11 protein-coding genes are annotated in these 15044 nt (G+C 67.7%); 7 read left to right on the top strand and 4 right to left on the bottom strand.

Annotation, left to right across the window (positions count from 1 at the left end; genetic code table 11):
* The first annotated feature begins 123 nt into the window (after positions 1-123).
* Positions 124-1287 carry a DUF7159 family protein gene (locus BKG60_RS28245; protein ID WP_070186283.1) on the top strand — a complete coding sequence of 388 codons (1164 nt, stop codon included), beginning with the start codon at positions 124-126 and terminating at the stop codon, positions 1285-1287.
* Here BKG60_RS28245 and BKG60_RS28240 read toward each other — a convergent pair.
* Together BKG60_RS28240 and BKG60_RS28235 are read right to left on the bottom strand one after the other, a co-directional pair.
* Entirely contained in the window at positions 1271-3220 is a 1950-nt protein-coding gene (locus BKG60_RS28240) for an SNF2-related protein (protein ID WP_070946767.1), read from the bottom strand. The two genes, BKG60_RS28245 and BKG60_RS28240, sit on opposite strands and share 17 nt — an antisense overlap.
* 583 nt (positions 3221-3803) lie before the next feature.
* Positions 3804-6179, bottom strand: a complete 2376-nt coding sequence (locus BKG60_RS28235) for a lysylphosphatidylglycerol synthase transmembrane domain-containing protein (protein WP_070946766.1) — start codon at positions 6177-6179, stop codon at positions 3804-3806.
* Between the two features lie 246 nt (positions 6180-6425).
* Between BKG60_RS28235 and stpK7 the strand changes: the two genes are divergently transcribed.
* Positions 6426-8225, top strand: coding sequence for a serine/threonine protein kinase StpK7 (gene stpK7, locus BKG60_RS28230; protein ID WP_070946765.1), 1800 nt, complete (start codon positions 6426-6428; stop codon positions 8223-8225).
* A gap of 13 nt (positions 8226-8238) precedes the next feature.
* Here stpK7 and BKG60_RS28225 read toward each other — a convergent pair whose 3' ends face one another.
* Positions 8239-8904 carry a sensor domain-containing protein gene (locus BKG60_RS28225; RefSeq protein WP_070946764.1) on the bottom strand — a complete coding sequence of 222 codons (666 nt, stop codon included), beginning with the start codon at positions 8902-8904 and terminating at the stop codon, positions 8239-8241.
* Positions 8905-9230: 326 nt separating this feature from the next.
* On the opposite strand from BKG60_RS28225, the gene BKG60_RS28220 reads away from it, so the two are divergent.
* Positions 9231-9443, top strand: a complete 213-nt coding sequence (locus tag BKG60_RS28220; protein WP_070946763.1) for a hypothetical protein — start codon at positions 9231-9233, stop codon at positions 9441-9443.
* Between the two features lie 99 nt (positions 9444-9542).
* Complete coding sequence (locus tag BKG60_RS28215) at positions 9543-10883, top strand: cytochrome P450 (RefSeq protein WP_075910246.1); 1341 nt, start codon at positions 9543-9545, stop codon at positions 10881-10883.
* Here BKG60_RS28215 and BKG60_RS28210 read toward each other — a convergent pair.
* Complete coding sequence (locus BKG60_RS28210) at positions 10831-12015, bottom strand: FAD-binding domain (protein ID WP_075910245.1); 1185 nt, start codon at positions 12013-12015, stop codon at positions 10831-10833. The two genes, BKG60_RS28215 and BKG60_RS28210, sit on opposite strands and share 53 nt — an antisense overlap.
* Before the next feature lie 59 nt (positions 12016-12074).
* Here BKG60_RS28210 and BKG60_RS28205 point away from each other — a divergent pair, with 59 nt between their 5' ends.
* From BKG60_RS28205 to BKG60_RS28195, 3 genes are all read left to right on the top strand, one after another.
* On the top strand, positions 12075-13148 hold the full coding sequence (locus BKG60_RS28205; RefSeq protein WP_075910244.1) for a galactokinase: 1074 nt from the start codon (positions 12075-12077) through the stop codon (positions 13146-13148).
* A 45-nt stretch (positions 13149-13193) separates the two neighbouring features.
* Positions 13194-14069 (top strand): formylglycine-generating enzyme family protein, encoded by an 876-nt coding sequence (locus BKG60_RS28200; protein ID WP_075910243.1) that lies wholly within the window; start codon positions 13194-13196, stop codon positions 14067-14069.
* Positions 14070-14194: 125 nt separating this feature from the next.
* On the top strand, positions 14195-15007 hold the full coding sequence (locus BKG60_RS28195; RefSeq protein ID WP_083339415.1) for a GntR family transcriptional regulator: 813 nt from the start codon (positions 14195-14197) through the stop codon (positions 15005-15007).
* Positions 15008-15044: the final 37 nt, after the last annotated feature.

Below are 15044 nucleotides of genomic sequence, written 5' to 3'. Positions count from 1 at the left end.
CCCGATGAGTGCGGCGGCTATGGCAGGCGTAAGAGTTTGCGCGGAGATCGCCGCCCCCACGTGTAAGCGCGGTCACACCGGTAACCTGATCAACGACTGACTAGGCAGATCGGGGGATCGGTTATGGATCTCGTGCTCGGCCTCGCGATGACTTCGAGGGCCGTTCGCTGGGTGCTCGTCGAAGGAACGACGGGCGAGGGGCACCCGTTCGATCGCGGCGCAATCTCGTTCGAGGATGCTGCCGAGTACGACCCCGACGGGCTGCTGCGGGGCTTGGTGGACGACACCGAGCTCGACGCCGGACACCGAATCCACGCCGTCGGCGTGACGTGGACCAATGATGCGGCGCCGTTGGCCGGCCGCATCATGCAGTCCCTCGACAACCGCGGCTACGGAAACGTCTTCGCGGTCTCGGAGATCGAGGCGGCCGGCATGCTGGCCAGTGGTATCGCCGAGATCACCGAGCACGACGACATCGCGGTGTGCATCGTCGAACCCGATGCCGCCGTCGTGGCGATCGTGACCCCTGACGACGTCAGCGCCGACCGTATCGAGCGGTCCGAGACCGTCGTCGCCGACATCACCGGATTGCTGTCGCTCACCGGCCGTCCGATCAGCGCGATGTTCATTCTGGGCTCCGACGCCCACGGTCCGATCGTGACCGAGCTGGCCGAGTCCATCCCGGCCTCGGTGATCACCGCGGCCGAATCCGACCTGGCGTTCGCGCGCGGTGCCGGGCTGGCGGCGGCGCTCGCGGTGAATACCGTTGACACACCGGCCAAGCGGGTGCACTGGACCAAGGTCGGCGCGTTGTCTTCGGTGGTCGGCGGCGCGTTGGTGACGCTCGTCGTGGCGACCTCGGCCGCGATCGGCCTGCACCTGCATCCGGGAGCGGTGTCCGAAACGGCACAGGTCGCCTCCATTCAAGAATCGGCGCCCGAAGCCGGCCCGGCGCCGAAGCCGGTGCAGAAACCGGCAGACAGGCCGGCCGGCAAGCCCGCCGTCAAGCCGGCCCCGGCCGCTCCTCCACCGGCCCCGGCGGCGCCGCCACCGGCTCAGGCGGTCGAGGCGGCCGATCCGCCGGCCCAGCAGCCGCCCGCTCAGGTCCCGCCGGCTCCGGCGGCTCCGCCGGCACCGGCACCCGAACCTGCGCCCGCCTACGTTCCGCCCGCACCGGCGCCGGTGTACACGCCGCCGCCGTATGTTCCCCCGCCGGTGACCTACCCTCAGCCGCGGCTGCGGGATCGGATCATCGAGCGCATCCCGATCATCAACCGCTTCCACTGAATTTGGCCGTCAGCCCGGCCCTGGCCAGCCGGGCCTGCTCGGCCCGCACCACCTCATCCTGATGTGGGGGAGCCTGGTCGGGGTGTTGTGCCAGGCGACGGATCGGCTCGTCGACGGTGGCCCTGGCCAACAGCCGGTACACCCGCACGGTGTGCAGTTCGCTGAGCCGTTGGGTGCGCCCGACGATCCGTCGCTCCGCGCGTGGCTGCCACTGGGGTTCGGCGATGATGAAGACCACCGGGGCATTCAGCCGGCGCAGGTCCAGGGCGCCGACACCGATATCGGCCAACAGGGTGGCTGGACCGCGGTCGGTCGCGAACGCGTCGACGACGGCCTGCCGATCGGGTACCGATGCGTCTGCCGGGCCGAAGATATTGCCCGGCAATGCTTTCCGAATGACATCCAGTACCGCTGGAAAGTGTGAGAACACCACCACCCTGGCGCCGTTGATGTGGGCCTCGTTGGTCAGTTCGATGAGCCGGTCCAGCTTGGCAGCCGGTGTCGGTGAGCCGGACGGCCAGGCACCCTGCCGGATCGCGCTGAAGTTTCCGCTCGAGACGGCCTGTCGGTAGCGCTCGCGATCGGCGCGGCTGGGCCGCACCCATTCCTCGGTGGAGATCCGCGCCGGCAGTTCGTCGACCACGTCGCGGTAGTCCCGTCGTAGGTATACCCGGTCCACTGCGCGGCGGAAGGCGATCGATCCGCGTTCGCCCGCATTGGGCGCCACCTTTCCCGCCACATCGGGCTGCAGGAAGTCGGCGAGATGACGAAAACCGCCGATCCGCTGGTGCATTGGCACGCCGGACAGGAACAGCACGCGGTTGTCGGCGCTCAGTACGTTGCGGACCGCGCGGGCCCGGTCGGATTTCGGGTCACGCAGCAGGTGTGCCTCGTCGACGATGACCAGGCCGGGACGTTCGGGCAGCTTGATGCGCTGCAGGGTGTCGTAGGAGACGATGGCCACGCCGCCGGTGGCCTTCCAGTTCTCAAGCCGCGTATCGCGTTCGCTGCCGCGAATTTCGATCGTCCGCAGTGCGGTGTGCTTGGCTGTCTCTGTGGCCCAATGGACTCCGGTGTTGGGCTGGCACACCACCAGGGTGTGGCGTAGCTGTGCGGTTGCGGTCAGGTGTGCCGCGACCGCCAGTGCCTGCAGGGTTTTGCCGAGCCCGAGGTCGTCACACAGCAGCACCCGCTCGCGGGCGAGCGCGTAGCGGGCGCCGAACTCCTGGTACCCGCGCAGTTCGGTACGCAGCAGGGTACGGTTCAATGCGGTCCGCTCGACCAGCGTGACCACCTCGGTGTTCACGAAGCCCTGCGCGGCGTCCACATCGGTTGTACCGGACGCGAATTCGGCGAGCAGCTGGTCGATGGGGCGTGGATCGGCGCGGTAGTGTGCCCACACGTCGCCGTCGTGATGGTGGGCCTCGTCGATGCGGTCCAGCAGCACGCGCACCGACTCCCGCAATTGATCTGAGGGGGTGGGGCTGCGTAGCCGCGGCATCAGCCGGCGCAGCTGTTTGACGGGCACATCGGCGGCGACGAGGGTCAGCAGCGAGGACAGTAGCTTGGTGTCTTCCCCGGGGCGCAGCCTCGGTCGCGTGGTGGTACGGACGTGGTCGGCCATGGCCTGTGCCGCGGCCTGCGCTGTCTGTGCGGCCTCGATGTCGACACCGGGAACCTGGGTCAGCAGCCGGGCCGGCACGGTGTGAATGTCGGCGACGGTGCGGTAATCGGAGTTGGTCAGACCGCCCAGCCGGGCGCCGCGCGGCAGATACGGACGCAGCTGTTGCACCGGCGCCGACTGCAGGGTGTGCGTCACCACCTCGTCGGTGCTCGCGCGAAACCGCTCGGCGACGTCGGCACGGAGTTTGCCGACACCGCTTAGTGCGGAGTCGGCGTGGCGGATCAGCTCGGTGAGATCGTCGCTGTCCATGACAAATCATCATTGCACTGTCCGGCCGCGGCGGGGTGCACGGATTCGTCTGACCGACCGGACTTCGCTGACAGGCGCTTCGCAATGTTCGCGTGTCCGCTCATGTTCGCCTCGGGGAATGCCAGCTGGCGGAGCCAGCTTGAAGGCAGACCATATGGAGCGGACCCATCCGCGGGCGTCATACCGGGACAAGGACATCACCCCGTACTTCTGGGCCAATGGTCGATGTGCCCGCCTGTCAGCGACTTTTCAGCGACAATCGCAACACCAGTAGCTCCTGTCTCCTCAAACCCATTGTCGCTGAGCGCTTTCGCCAATCCAGCGCCGTAGGCCTCATCAGTCCCATCTGTCCAGTGCCCGCCTGTCAGCGACACTGTCGCTGACAGCTGGACACCCCGAATTCTGTTTCCTACGAGGCTGTTACGCACCAAAGTGACTCAAGTGCACATCCGGCCTGTGGCCAACGATGCTCACGATATGTATGTGGCGATTGTCGCTGAAAAGTCGCGCATAGGCGGGCAAGTCGATACCCGCCCGCCGCCCGCGACACGCCGGACAGACACGCCGACGCGCAGCCCGAAGCTCAGATCATCTCGTTCTTGGTCAGCCAGCGCATCACCGGCCAGCCGATGAACACCGGCAGCCAGCAGGTCAGCACCCGGTAGAGCAGTACCGCGGGGACGCCGATCGCGGCCGGCACACCGAACGCGGCCAGACCACCGATCAGGGCGGCTTCGACCGCGCCCACACCGCCGGGGGTGGGCGCGGCGGAGGCCAGCGTGCCGCCGACCATGGTGACGACCGTGACGGTGATGAACGAGGTGGTTCCGCCGAACGCCTCGACGCTGGCCCACAGTGCCAGGGCCGCACCGAGGGTGGTTCCGGCGGCGCCCAATACGATCAGCGCCAGCCGCTGCGGTTCGCGGGCCAGTTTGACCAGGTCGTCGCCGACCTCTTCGAGTTTGGGACGCAACGACGACGACAGCCAGCGCCGTAGTTTGGGTACGGCCAAAAACGCCCCGACGAGCCCGAGGGCGAGCCCGGCGATCAGGTACAGGATGGTGGCGCTGGGCACGAAGTGCGACAGGTCGGCCGACGCTCCGGCCAGGGTGCTGAACAGGATCAGCAGAATCACATGGACGATCACCTGGACCGACTGTTGCAACGCCACTGCCGCGGTGGCGCGCGCGGTGCTCAGCCCACCCTTCTGCAAAAACCGGGTGCTCAAGGCCAGGCCGCCGACGCCTGCGGGCGTGGTGGTGGCGGCAAACGTGTTGGCCACCTGCATGATCGAGAGATTGCGGAAACTCACCAGCCCGTCGGCACACGCCCACAGCGCGGCCGCCGCACCCACGTACGTCAGCGCCGAGACCGTCAACCCGAGCAGTGCCCACGACCAGTCGACGGTGCGCAGCTCGGAGAAGAACGTCGGCACGGTGCTGATGAACGGATAGGCCACGTACACCAGGGCCACCAGCAGCACCAGCTGGATCACCTGGGTGCGGGTGAACCGGGTGATGGTCTCGGCCTGGATCTGGTCGGCGCCGGTCTGGCGTTTCACCTCGTCGCGCGCGGCGGTCATCACGGCTTTGGCGTCGGGCACGGCGTCACGCACCCGGGACGGGACCGCGGACTTGGTCAGCCGGCGTGACGCGGTGAGCACGGTCTCCCGCCCGAATGCCTCGATGGCCGCGGTGACCGCGGACTGCGGGTCGTAGAGCGCCGCGGTGGTGACGAGCAGCTGGGCGATGTCGGACTGCAACTGGGCGTCGGTGGCGCCATATTCGGCGTTGCCGAACCCGGCGAACAGTACGGCGCCGTCGTCGACGGTGATCTCCTTGCTGCGCAGGTCGCCGTGGGAGATCTGGTGGTCGTGCAGGGTGCGCAGCGCGTTCCACACCCGCCCGACGGAGGTTTCGCCGGTGCTCTGGTCCAGCGGGATGCCGCGTTTGCGATTGTGCGCGTACAGGGTCCAGCCGCGGTCCAGCGCCGCCACCGACATGGTCGAGGTACTCGCCAGGCCGAGGTCGCCGATCGCGATGGCCATCAAGGCCCGATGTTCGACGGCGCGGCGCATAGAGGTCTGCAGGGGCGCGGTCTCATTGGAGCGCAGCCGCAGTTTGCGCCACACCTGCCGCACCGCGCCGCCGCTCTGTTGGTTGGGGCCGTAGAGCTCGACGACGGCGCTGGAGTCGGGATCCGGTGACTGTGCGGTCAGCGTCAGCGGGCCGGCGCCTGCCGGGCGCTCCACGGTGAACGCGGTGACGACGAAACCGCGTCGGCCCAGCGAGCGGACGGCGCCGTCGAGCGGGACTTCCAGGGCGGGGGTGCCGACGAGCCACACCACGAGGGCGCCGACGAACCAGCCCGCGGTCAGGCCCAGCAGGGAGCGGGCCGGCACCACGGCGCTGACCACCAGGTGAATGGGCACGAACGCCAGCAGCAGCGTCCACCACCAGCGGCGCAACCGCCGGGACAGCCACGGTCCGGAGACGGTGAGTACTGCGGCGAGCATGCCGATCCAGCGCGGGTCGTCGAGGAACTGCGAGAGCTGAGAACTGAGCCGGTCCGACAGATCGAAATGCCACTTCGGCGCGGCGATGCCGCCGGCGGTGATCGACAGCGACAGCATCGTGATCAACGCGGCTGCCGCGTAGGCGCCCAACAGTTTCCATTGTCGCGCCAGCACCAGGCTGACCAGGATCACGAACGGCAGGGCCAGGATCGCGATGCCGTAGGCCAGGTACACCAGGTTGGACTGGGTCGGGGTCAGTACGCCGACGATCTCGGAGATGGAGCGTTCCAGTGACACCCACTCATAGCGGGTGATCAGCGAGCTGGTGATGACGGTGGCCAGGAAGATCGCGGCCAGCGTCAGGCGCAGGATGTCGTTGGTGCGTCGGGTCGGTGGTTGCAGGAGGCTGCCGGTGACGGTGATCTCCCGTCCGTCAACGCGCATGTTCCTCCTCTCCGGCCCGTTACCAAGACTCGCTACCAAAGCCCGCGACCAAAGTAGAAGAATGGGGCCCCGATATCGGCATTTGGTGGCGATCTGGACCGTTACGAATTCACATCGGTCACATTCGTCACCGCGGGCGACAATTTTTGCCGGCCCGATGTGATCTGGACCAACGGATGCGGCAAACGTGATGTAACTTCGAGCGACATGCCGACGCCGAATTGGCCGCTCCGGAGGAGTTGAACGGTGGATTCGACCCCATTCGGGCACTATCAGCTGCAGAAGCTGATCGGTCGGGGCGGGATGGGTGAGGTTTACCAGGCCTACGATTCCGACACCGACCGCATTGTCGCGCTCAAGGTGCTGCCGGAGCACCTGGCGCAGGACGCCACCTTCCAGGAGCGGTTCCGCCGGGAGTCGCACGCTGCGGCAGGCGTGAGCAACCCGCATGTGGTGCCCATTCACGGCTACGGCGAGATCGACGGTCGCCTCTATCTGGACATGCGGCTGATCGAGGGACGCAATCTCGGCGCCATGCTCACCAAGACCGGCAGGCCGTTGGACCCGGCGTTCGTGGTCGGCATGATCGAGCAGGTGGCCGAGGCGCTCGACGGGGCGCACGCGGCTGGGTTGATCCACCGCGACGTCAAACCGTCGAACATCCTGATCGCCGACAACGACTTCGTGTACCTGATCGATTTCGGCCTGGCCCGCACCGCGGGAGATACGGGTATGACGACCGCGGGCAGCACGCTGGGCACGTTGGCCTACATGGCGCCAGAGCGGTTCGACGCCGGCAAGGTGGATCCGCGGTCCGACATCTACGCCTTGGCGTGCGTGCTCTACGAATGCCTCACCGGGGAACGGCCGTATCCGTCCGACAGCCTCGAGCAGCAGATCGCCGGGCACATGGTGTCTCCGGCGCCGCGGGCCTCCGACAAGGACCCACGGCTGGCGCCCTTCGACGAGGTGATCGCCAAGGGCATGGCCAAGAAGCCGTCCAAGCGGTATCAGAGTGCCGGTGCGCTCGCCGCGGCGGCGCGGGCTGCCTTGGCGGTCCCGGTGCGCAGCAGCGGACGTTCGGGGCGTCATTCGGCGCGACGCGTTCAGACCAGGGCGCGGGTGCCGAAGAAGGTGGCCGCGATCGTGGGCGCAACCGTGCTCGTGGCGGCGCTGGGCGCGGTGGGAGTGTGGCAGCTGCGCGGCGATGGTTCAGACCGTGTCGCCAATGCCGTCGGTTCGGCGGGCTCGGGTCCGGTGCAGGCGCCGACGGGTGCGGTGGAGGAGATCGCGAAGACCGTGCCGTCCGGGATCCGCGACTCCGGGCGACTGGTGATCGGGGTGAATGTGCCCTACGCGCCCAACGAGTTCAGGAATTCCAGTGGCGAGATCGTCGGGTTCGACATTGATCTGATGAAAGCCGTGACCCGCACCATGGGGCTGGTGCCCGACTTCCGCGAGACCGGGTTCGAGGGCATCTTGCCCTCCGTGGCCGACGGCAACTTCAACGTCGGGATGTCCTCGATCACCGACACCGCCGAACGCGAGCAGCTGGCCGACTTCGTCACCTATTTCGAGGCGGGCACGCTGTGGGCGCGACGGGCCGGCACGGTGGCCGATCCCGGCTCACCGTGCGGACTGCGAGTGGGCGTGGCGTACAGCACGATTCAGGACACCGCGGGGATCCCGGCCAAATCGGATGCCTGTGTGGCAGCCGGGTTGCCGCCGGTGGAGAAGGTGGTGCGCACCCATCAGGACGAGGTGACGGCTGCGCTGATCGCCGGCGAGGTCGACGCGATGGCCGCCGATTCACCGGTCACCGGGTTCGCGATCAAGCTCAGTGGCCCGGTATTGGAGCCGGCCGGTGAGGTGTTCGACTCCGCACCGTACGGCTGGCCGGTGGCCAGGGGGTCCGGTTTGGCCGAGTCGTTGCGGCTGGCGCTGGAGCACGTGATGAGCACCGGTGAATACCGCACCATCGCCACCATGTGGGGTGTCGAGAAAGGCATGATCACCCGGCCGGTGATCAACGGCGTCGGCCGGTAAGGGTTTTCGCGTCTCAGAGCGCGTTGCGTCCGGCGATGATCTTTGCCAGCTGGACTGTCTGATTGTCGGTGACGGTGTAACCGCTGATCCGCAGGTCGATCACGTAGGCGTCGACGGTCAGGATCGCGCGGTGGGTCCGGCGGTCGGTGACGTCGAGTGGTTCGTCGTGGGTGATGTCGACCCCGTCGAGCACGGTCGGGGCCGCCATTCGGCGCGCGTCTCGTGTTCTGCCGCCGTCGTAGCTGAAGGTCAGGGTGTCGTTGCCGCAGCGCCGCCAGATGTCGAGGGTGCGCGCCACCATGGCTTCGGCTGCCTGGGGGTTGTCGAACCGCGCGATCGCCTGGTCCACCTCCACGTCGTCGTTGTCGTCGGCGAGCTGGGTTTCACGGAATTCGCGATACCCGCTGTCGCCGTACACCCACTCCATCCCGTTGCCGATGACGACGATGCACTCCGGGCGGGAGAGTGGCTCGAAGTTGGCGTTGGTCATCGGCCTGCGGAGTGCGGTTTTGGGCCGGACCTTGGCGTTCATCACGGTGTTGATCTCGGATTCGCTGGCCATCATGCTGCCCAGGACGTCGACGTGTGGACCGTCGGAGTCAGGGACGGTCGGGGTGCAGGCGGCCAGCAGGACCGCGCTCAGTGCGACACCGCCTGCCGCCTTGAGATCGATGTCCATCACGTCCCCCTTGGATCTGTTTGCTGATCTTAAACGCCGAGGTGGGCTGTGTCCGGCGGCAAGTTGGTGGCCGGCGGGTGACGTGCCCGTGCCGTCGGACGTTCGCGCCCGTTTCTACGCCCGGGTCGCGATGACCGAGGTGGTTTCGAGCGGTCACGACCCGTGAGTAGAAAACGGCGTCGTTCCCCCAATCGGGGGACACCGGATTCGCCCGGTGGATGGGCCGGTCGGTCGATACAGCCGCGGGCGGCAGCGGCGCATTCTTATTTCAACGCCGGAACACACCGGAGAAAACACCAAAAGCCTTATCCGACAAAGGAGTCGACATGAGCACCATCACCCGCCGCATCGCCGCCGGTTTCACCCTCGCCGCCGCCCCCGCGTTGATCGCCCTGGGCGCCGCCACCGCTCACGCGGATGCTTCCACCGCCAACTCCGGGCCGTCGGTCAGCGCGCACCAGGCCTTCCCGCACCAGCACAACTTCCCGCAGCCCGGGTCCGCGACCCATCACCACCACCAGCGCAATCACGCCAAGTAGACCAGGGGGGAGGCGAGGCCCGGACGCAGCCGGCGTCCGGGCCTCTGGCGCGGGTGAGCTTTCTCCCCACCGGGCCGCCAGGGCTCGTAGGCTGGAGTCATGGTGGGGCTACCTCCGGGGCCTCCGTTGCCCCCGTCGGTTCAGGCGGCATTGATGCTGCGTTACTGGCCGCGGTTCGTCTCGGCCTGTCGACGCCGCTACGGCGATGTCTTCACCCTGCGGGTCGCGGCAATGGGCACCATGGTGTATCTGGCGGATCCCGCTGACATCAAGGCGGTGTTCGCCGGTGATCCGACGATCTTCCATGCCGGAGAAGCGAATTCGGTCCTGAGTACCCTTCTCGGCGGCAGCTCGGTGCTGGTGATCGACGAGGACGAACACCATCAGCGCCGGCGCCAGATGCTTCCGCCGTTTCACCGCGACGCGGTGGCCCGCCAGACCGAGATCATGGCCGAGATTGCCGCCGCGAACATCGCGGGTTGGCCGGTCGGCAGGATGTTTCCCGCCGCGCCGAAGATGGCCGAGATCACCCTTGAGGTCATCCTTCGAACCGTGATCGGGGCGTCGGATCCGGCGCGGCTCGCCGCGTTGCGGTCGGTGATGCCGCGGCTGCTCAGCATCGGTGCGTGGGAGACGATGGCGCTGGCCAGGCCGGACCTGGGGCGACGGCGCCCGTGGCGGGGCCTGCGGCGCAACGTCGAGGAGGCCGACCGGCTGCTGTACGCCGAGATCGCGGATCGGCGGGCTGATCCGGACATCGCCAACCGCACCGATGTGCTGGCCATGCTGGTGCGGTCCGCCGACGAGGCCGGGCACACCATGACCGACCGTGAACTGCGCGATCAGCTGATGACCCTGCTGGTCGCCGGCCACGAGACGACCGCGACCGCGCTGTCCTGGGCGCTGGAACGGCTGACCCGTCATCCCGCGGTGCTGGACAAGGCGGTCCGCGCCGCGTGCGACGGCGACGACGACTACCTCGACGCGGTGGCCAAGGAAACCCTGCGGATCCGCCCGGTGGTGTTCGACGTGGGCCGGGTGCTCAAGCAGCCGGTCGAGTTGGCCGGCCACCAACTGCCGGCCGGGGTGATGGTGGCGCCGGGCATCGGCCTGGTGCACGAACGTGACGACGTCTATCCCGACGCCGACCGGTTCGATCCGGACCGCATGCTGGGCGTGACGCTCGGGCCCACCACCTGGTTCCCGTTCGGCGGCGGTAACCGTCGCTGTCTGGGTGCGACGTTCGCGATGGTCGAGTTGCGGGTCGTGCTGCGTGAGATACTGAGTCGGGTAGATCTTTTCGCCACGACGGCGGCCGACGAGCGTCAGCGCGTCAAGCACGTGACGTTGGTTCCGCACCGCGGGGCGCGGATCTGTGTGCGGGCGGTCAGCCGATCCGGTAGTCGGGCAGGTCGAGATCGTCGCGCACACTGCCGGTGAACAGGCCGGCCACCGGGCGGCCCAGGTTCATCGCGCGCAGTGCCACGTTGCGGAACCACAACCCGAACCGCGTTCTGGTGGCGAAAAAGCCGAGCATTCGTTCGGCGCCGGCCTGCTTGCCCTCGATGAACGGCCGTAACAGCGCCTCGTAGCTCGCGAAGGCCCGGCGGTGGTCGCCCTCGGCGCCGGCGAGTTCCCCGGCCAGCGCGTAGGCCTCGGTGATGGCCAGCCCGGTGCCCTCACCGCCGAGCAGTGAGATGCAGCCCGCGGCGTCACCGATCAGCAGCACCCGGTCCTGCGACCAGTGGTCCATGCGGATCTGGCTGACCACGTCGAAGTAGAGATCGTCGACGGCGTCGACCGCCGTCAGGATCTCACGGCATTCCCATCCGGCGTCGTCGAACTGGTTGTGTAACTGCTCTTTTGGCGTCATGTCGTGGTGGCCGTGCTCGTCACGGAATACGAACAGGAACATGGTGCGGTCACCGCGCAAGGTGAACTGCCCGACCTGTCGCCCCGGAATGCTGTAGGTGAGGTAGGCGTCGGAGGTGGTCGCGCCGGTGCGCGGGCGGTAACCGTCGACCACACAGGCGGCGACCTTGCAGCCCAGGTAGTGCTCGAACCGCTCCTCGGGGCCGAATACCAGGCCGCGCACGTTGGAGTGCAGGCCATCGGCGCCGATGACGAGGTCGAAGTCGTCGGCCGGAGTGTTCTCGAACGTCACCCGCACCCCGTCGGGACGCTGGTCGATGCCGGTGATGCTGTCGCTGAACACGGTCGGCACGTCGTCTTCGACGGTCCGGTAGATCGCCGCCGCCAGATCACCGCGCGGCAGGCTGACGAAATCGTTGCCGATCATGCGTCGGAACACGTCGACGCGCAGCTCTGCCTGGGTACTGCCGTCGGGGCCGAGCGTGCGCACCGATTGCACGTCGTAGCCCGCATCGCGGATGGCCGGCTCGATGCCCATCTCGCGGGCCACCCGGTAGCCGATGCCCCAGAAGTCGATCATGTAGCCGCCGGTTCGAAACGCCGGAGCCCGCTCGATCAGTGTGGGAGCGTGGCCGGTGCGATGCAGCCAGTGCGCGAGTGCCGCCCCGGCGACCCCGGCTCCACTGATGGCGATGCGCATGACAATTCGATGCTACGCCGCCGATGGGACCGGCACGCCTGAGGCACTAGGGTTCGGCTATGACGGTCGGATACTCCGCCCCGGGCCGGATCAATCTGATCGGGGAGCACACCGACTACAACTCGGGGTTCGCTCTGCCGATAGCCTTGCCGCAGCGGACTTTTGCCGACTTCGCGCCGGATTCCTCAGGTGTGCTCGCGGTGTCGAGCGCATTCGGTACCGCGCGGATCGGTGTGGATACCGTGCCGGCAGGCGTGACGGGATGGGCTGCGTATGTCGCCGGGGTGGTGTGGGCGCTGGGCGCTGCCGGGATCTCGGTGCCGGGCGGGGCCATGACGATTACCGGTGACGTCGAGATCGGTTCGGGGTTGTCGTCGTCGGCCGCGCTGGAATGCGCGGTGCTCGGCGCCCTGCTCGCCGCGGCCGGGGTCGAGCTCGATCGCGGCGAGCAGGCCCGGATCGCGCAACGGGCCGAGAACGAGTACGTCGGCGCACCAACCGGTTTGCTCGATCAGCTGGCGTCGCTGTTCGGTGCCCCCGGGCAGGCGATGCTGATCGACTTTCGCGACCTCACCGTACGGCCGGTGCGCTTCGATCCCGAGCCGGCCGGGGTGGCCCTGCTGTTGGTCGATTCCCGCGCCCGGCATGCGCACGCCGGCGGCGAGTATGCGGCCCGGCGGGCGTCATGCGAGCGGGCGGCCGCCGACCTCGGGGTGGCCACGTTGCGGGAGGTATCTGATGCGTCAGCGCTCGGGACCGTGCGAGATCCGATCGATGGTCGAAGGGCACGCCATGTGCTCACCGAGAATCAGCGGGTGCTCGATTGTGTTGCTGCCCTGGAGTCTTCGGATTTCACCGCGGTTGGTCAGCTGTGGACCGCATCGCACGCCTCGATGCGAGACGACTTCGAGATCACCACACCGCATCTCGACCTGATCGCCGACAGTGCGGTGCAGGCGGGTGCGTTGGGGGCGAGGATGACCGGTGGCGGGTTCGGTGGTTGCGTCATCGCGCTGGTGCCTTCGCAGCTCGAGCCAGCGGTCCGTCAGACGATCGTCGGTGCCGTAGGTGCTGCCGGATATCCGGAGCCGGTCATCTCCCGAACGCATGCCGCCGGCGGCGCGGGACGGTAAGTGCGCTGGACTGCGCCGTGTTCCGGACCTACCTAGTCTGTCCGCATGCTCACCGAACTCGTCGCGCTTGACGGCGGCACATACCGCATGGGGTCGCAGAACTTCTATCCCGAGGAGTCGCCGGTGCATGAGGTGACCGTCGCACCGTTTGGTATCGAGCGGCATCCCGTCACCAATGCGCAGTTCGCCGAGTTCGTGGCGGCCACGGGTTATGTCACCGTCGCCGAACAACAATTGGATCCGGCGGCCTTCCCGGGGGTGCCCGCCGGCGAACTCGTCCCGGGTGCCCTGGTGTTTCGAGCCACCGACGGACCGGTGGACCTGCGGGACTGGCGGCAATGGTGGGACTGGGTTCCCGGTGCCTGCTGGAAGCATCCGCGAGGGCCTGAATCGTCCGTCGAGGACCGGCTCGATCACCCCGTGGTCCAGATCTCCTATCCCGACGCCATCGCGTATGCGGCGTGGGCCGGACGGCGGCTGCCCACCGAGGCAGAGTGGGAGTACGCCGCTCGGGCAGGTGCGACGACGATCTACGCCTGGGGCGACGACGTCCGGCCCGAGGGGCGCTTGATGGCCAATACGTGGCAGGGGGAGTTCCCGTACCGCAATAGGGGTGCCCTCGGTTGGGTCGGGACTTCACCGGTCGGCGCGTTCCCGCCGAACGCATTTGGCCTGGCCGACATGATCGGCAACGTGTGGGAGTGGACTACCACTCGCTACACACCACGACACCGCACCGACTCCGAGTCGGCTGGATGCTGTCCCGGACTGGCCGGTGACCCGTCGGTGATGCAGACACTCAAGGGCGGGTCACACCTGTGTGCACCCGAGTATTGCCACCGCTACCGGCCCGCCGCCCGGTCGTCGCAATCGCAGGACAGCGCCACTACGCACATCGGATTCCGCTGTGTCGCCAACTAGTCCGTGGTGGCGGAAGTCCCGTCGAAACGCCGCTTCATAGTCCCTGGCCTAGGGCTTTACGAAGTAACAGGTGGCGTAACACTTGCCGTATCGCCACCTGGTGATATCGGTGGCACAGTGAAGTCATGACCCGCCGCCCGCACATCCCGCCGAAGGACTTTCCCGGTCCTTTGATCAGGGACTACGCCGGCACCCGGGCCGATGCCGCCCGGTGGGCCCGGGACGTTCTGCGCGGCCAGATCCTCGACGGCGTGTACGGCGGGTTGGCGGCAGCGCGCCCGATGCTGCCACCGGAAAACGAGCTTGCCGCCGAGTTCGGGGTCAGCCGCAACGCCATCCGCGAAGCCCTGGAGCTGCTCCGCGGCGAGGGGCTGATCACCCGAGTGCAGGGCGCGGGGACCTTCGTCACGGGCGCCAAGTTGAGCCAGCGCATCGACCGCCTCGAGGGCCTGGCCGAGTCGCTGGCCGGCCACCAACTGCCGGTCGAGAACACGGTGCTCTCGGTACGCGAGTCAACCGCCTCGCCGTTCGTGGCCGCCAAACTCCAATTGCCTGAGAACGCGCCGATTCTGTTCATCGAACGGCTGCGGTCAGTCGGCGGGGTGCCGCTGTCGCTCGACACCACCTCGTTGCGGGTCGGCGCTATTCCTGTCGACGCGAACCTCGACCGGCAGGATGTGTTCGCACTGATCGAGCGCGAACTCGGCATGCGGCTGGGCTGGGCCGAGATGACCGTGGAGTCGGTCTCGGCAGATGCCACCACCGCTGAGCTTCTGCAAATCCGTTCCGGCGCACCACTGTTGCTGCTGCACCGGTTGACCCATCTGGAAGACGGCACGCCGTTCGACTTCGAGACCGTGCGCTACCGCGGCGATCGGTGCTCGTTGATGACGATTGCCGCGCGGTCGCCTGACCAACCGTCACAGCCGCCAACGTAGCCGGCGCTTCTCCACTTCACCTTCACCGGATTTCACC

Source organism: Mycobacterium syngnathidarum (genome assembly GCF_001942625.1).
Taxonomy (GTDB): Bacteria; Actinomycetota; Actinomycetes; order Mycobacteriales; family Mycobacteriaceae; genus Mycobacterium; species Mycobacterium syngnathidarum.
The sequence above is the reverse complement of the archived record's forward strand: the minus strand, read 5'-3'. Positions and strand labels throughout refer to the sequence as shown.

What these genes read in the sequence shown, in the direction of transcription:
- BKG60_RS28195 (WP_083339415.1), top strand. Translation starts at nt 14,195, where the DNA reads ATGACCCGCCGCCCGCACATCCCGCCGAAGGACTTTCCCGGTCCTTTG.
- BKG60_RS28205 (WP_075910244.1), top strand. Translation starts at nt 12,075, where the DNA reads ATGACGGTCGGATACTCCGCCCCGGGCCGGATCAATCTGATCGGGGAG.
- BKG60_RS28245 (WP_070186283.1), top strand. Translation starts at nt 124, where the DNA reads ATGGATCTCGTGCTCGGCCTCGCGATGACTTCGAGGGCCGTTCGCTGG.
- BKG60_RS28220 (WP_070946763.1), top strand. Translation starts at nt 9,231, where the DNA reads ATGAGCACCATCACCCGCCGCATCGCCGCCGGTTTCACCCTCGCCGCC.
- BKG60_RS28235 (WP_070946766.1), bottom strand. Translation starts at nt 6,179, where the DNA reads ATGCGCGTTGACGGACGGGAGATCACCGTCACCGGCAGCCTCCTGCAA.
- BKG60_RS28215 (WP_075910246.1), top strand. Translation starts at nt 9,543, where the DNA reads ATGGTGGGGCTACCTCCGGGGCCTCCGTTGCCCCCGTCGGTTCAGGCG.
- BKG60_RS28240 (WP_070946767.1), bottom strand. Translation starts at nt 3,220, where the DNA reads ATGGACAGCGACGATCTCACCGAGCTGATCCGCCACGCCGACTCCGCA.
- BKG60_RS28225 (WP_070946764.1), bottom strand. Translation starts at nt 8,904, where the DNA reads ATGGACATCGATCTCAAGGCGGCAGGCGGTGTCGCACTGAGCGCGGTC.
- BKG60_RS28200 (WP_075910243.1), top strand. Translation starts at nt 13,194, where the DNA reads ATGCTCACCGAACTCGTCGCGCTTGACGGCGGCACATACCGCATGGGG.
- BKG60_RS28210 (WP_075910245.1), bottom strand. Translation starts at nt 12,015, where the DNA reads ATGCGCATCGCCATCAGTGGAGCCGGGGTCGCCGGGGCGGCACTCGCG.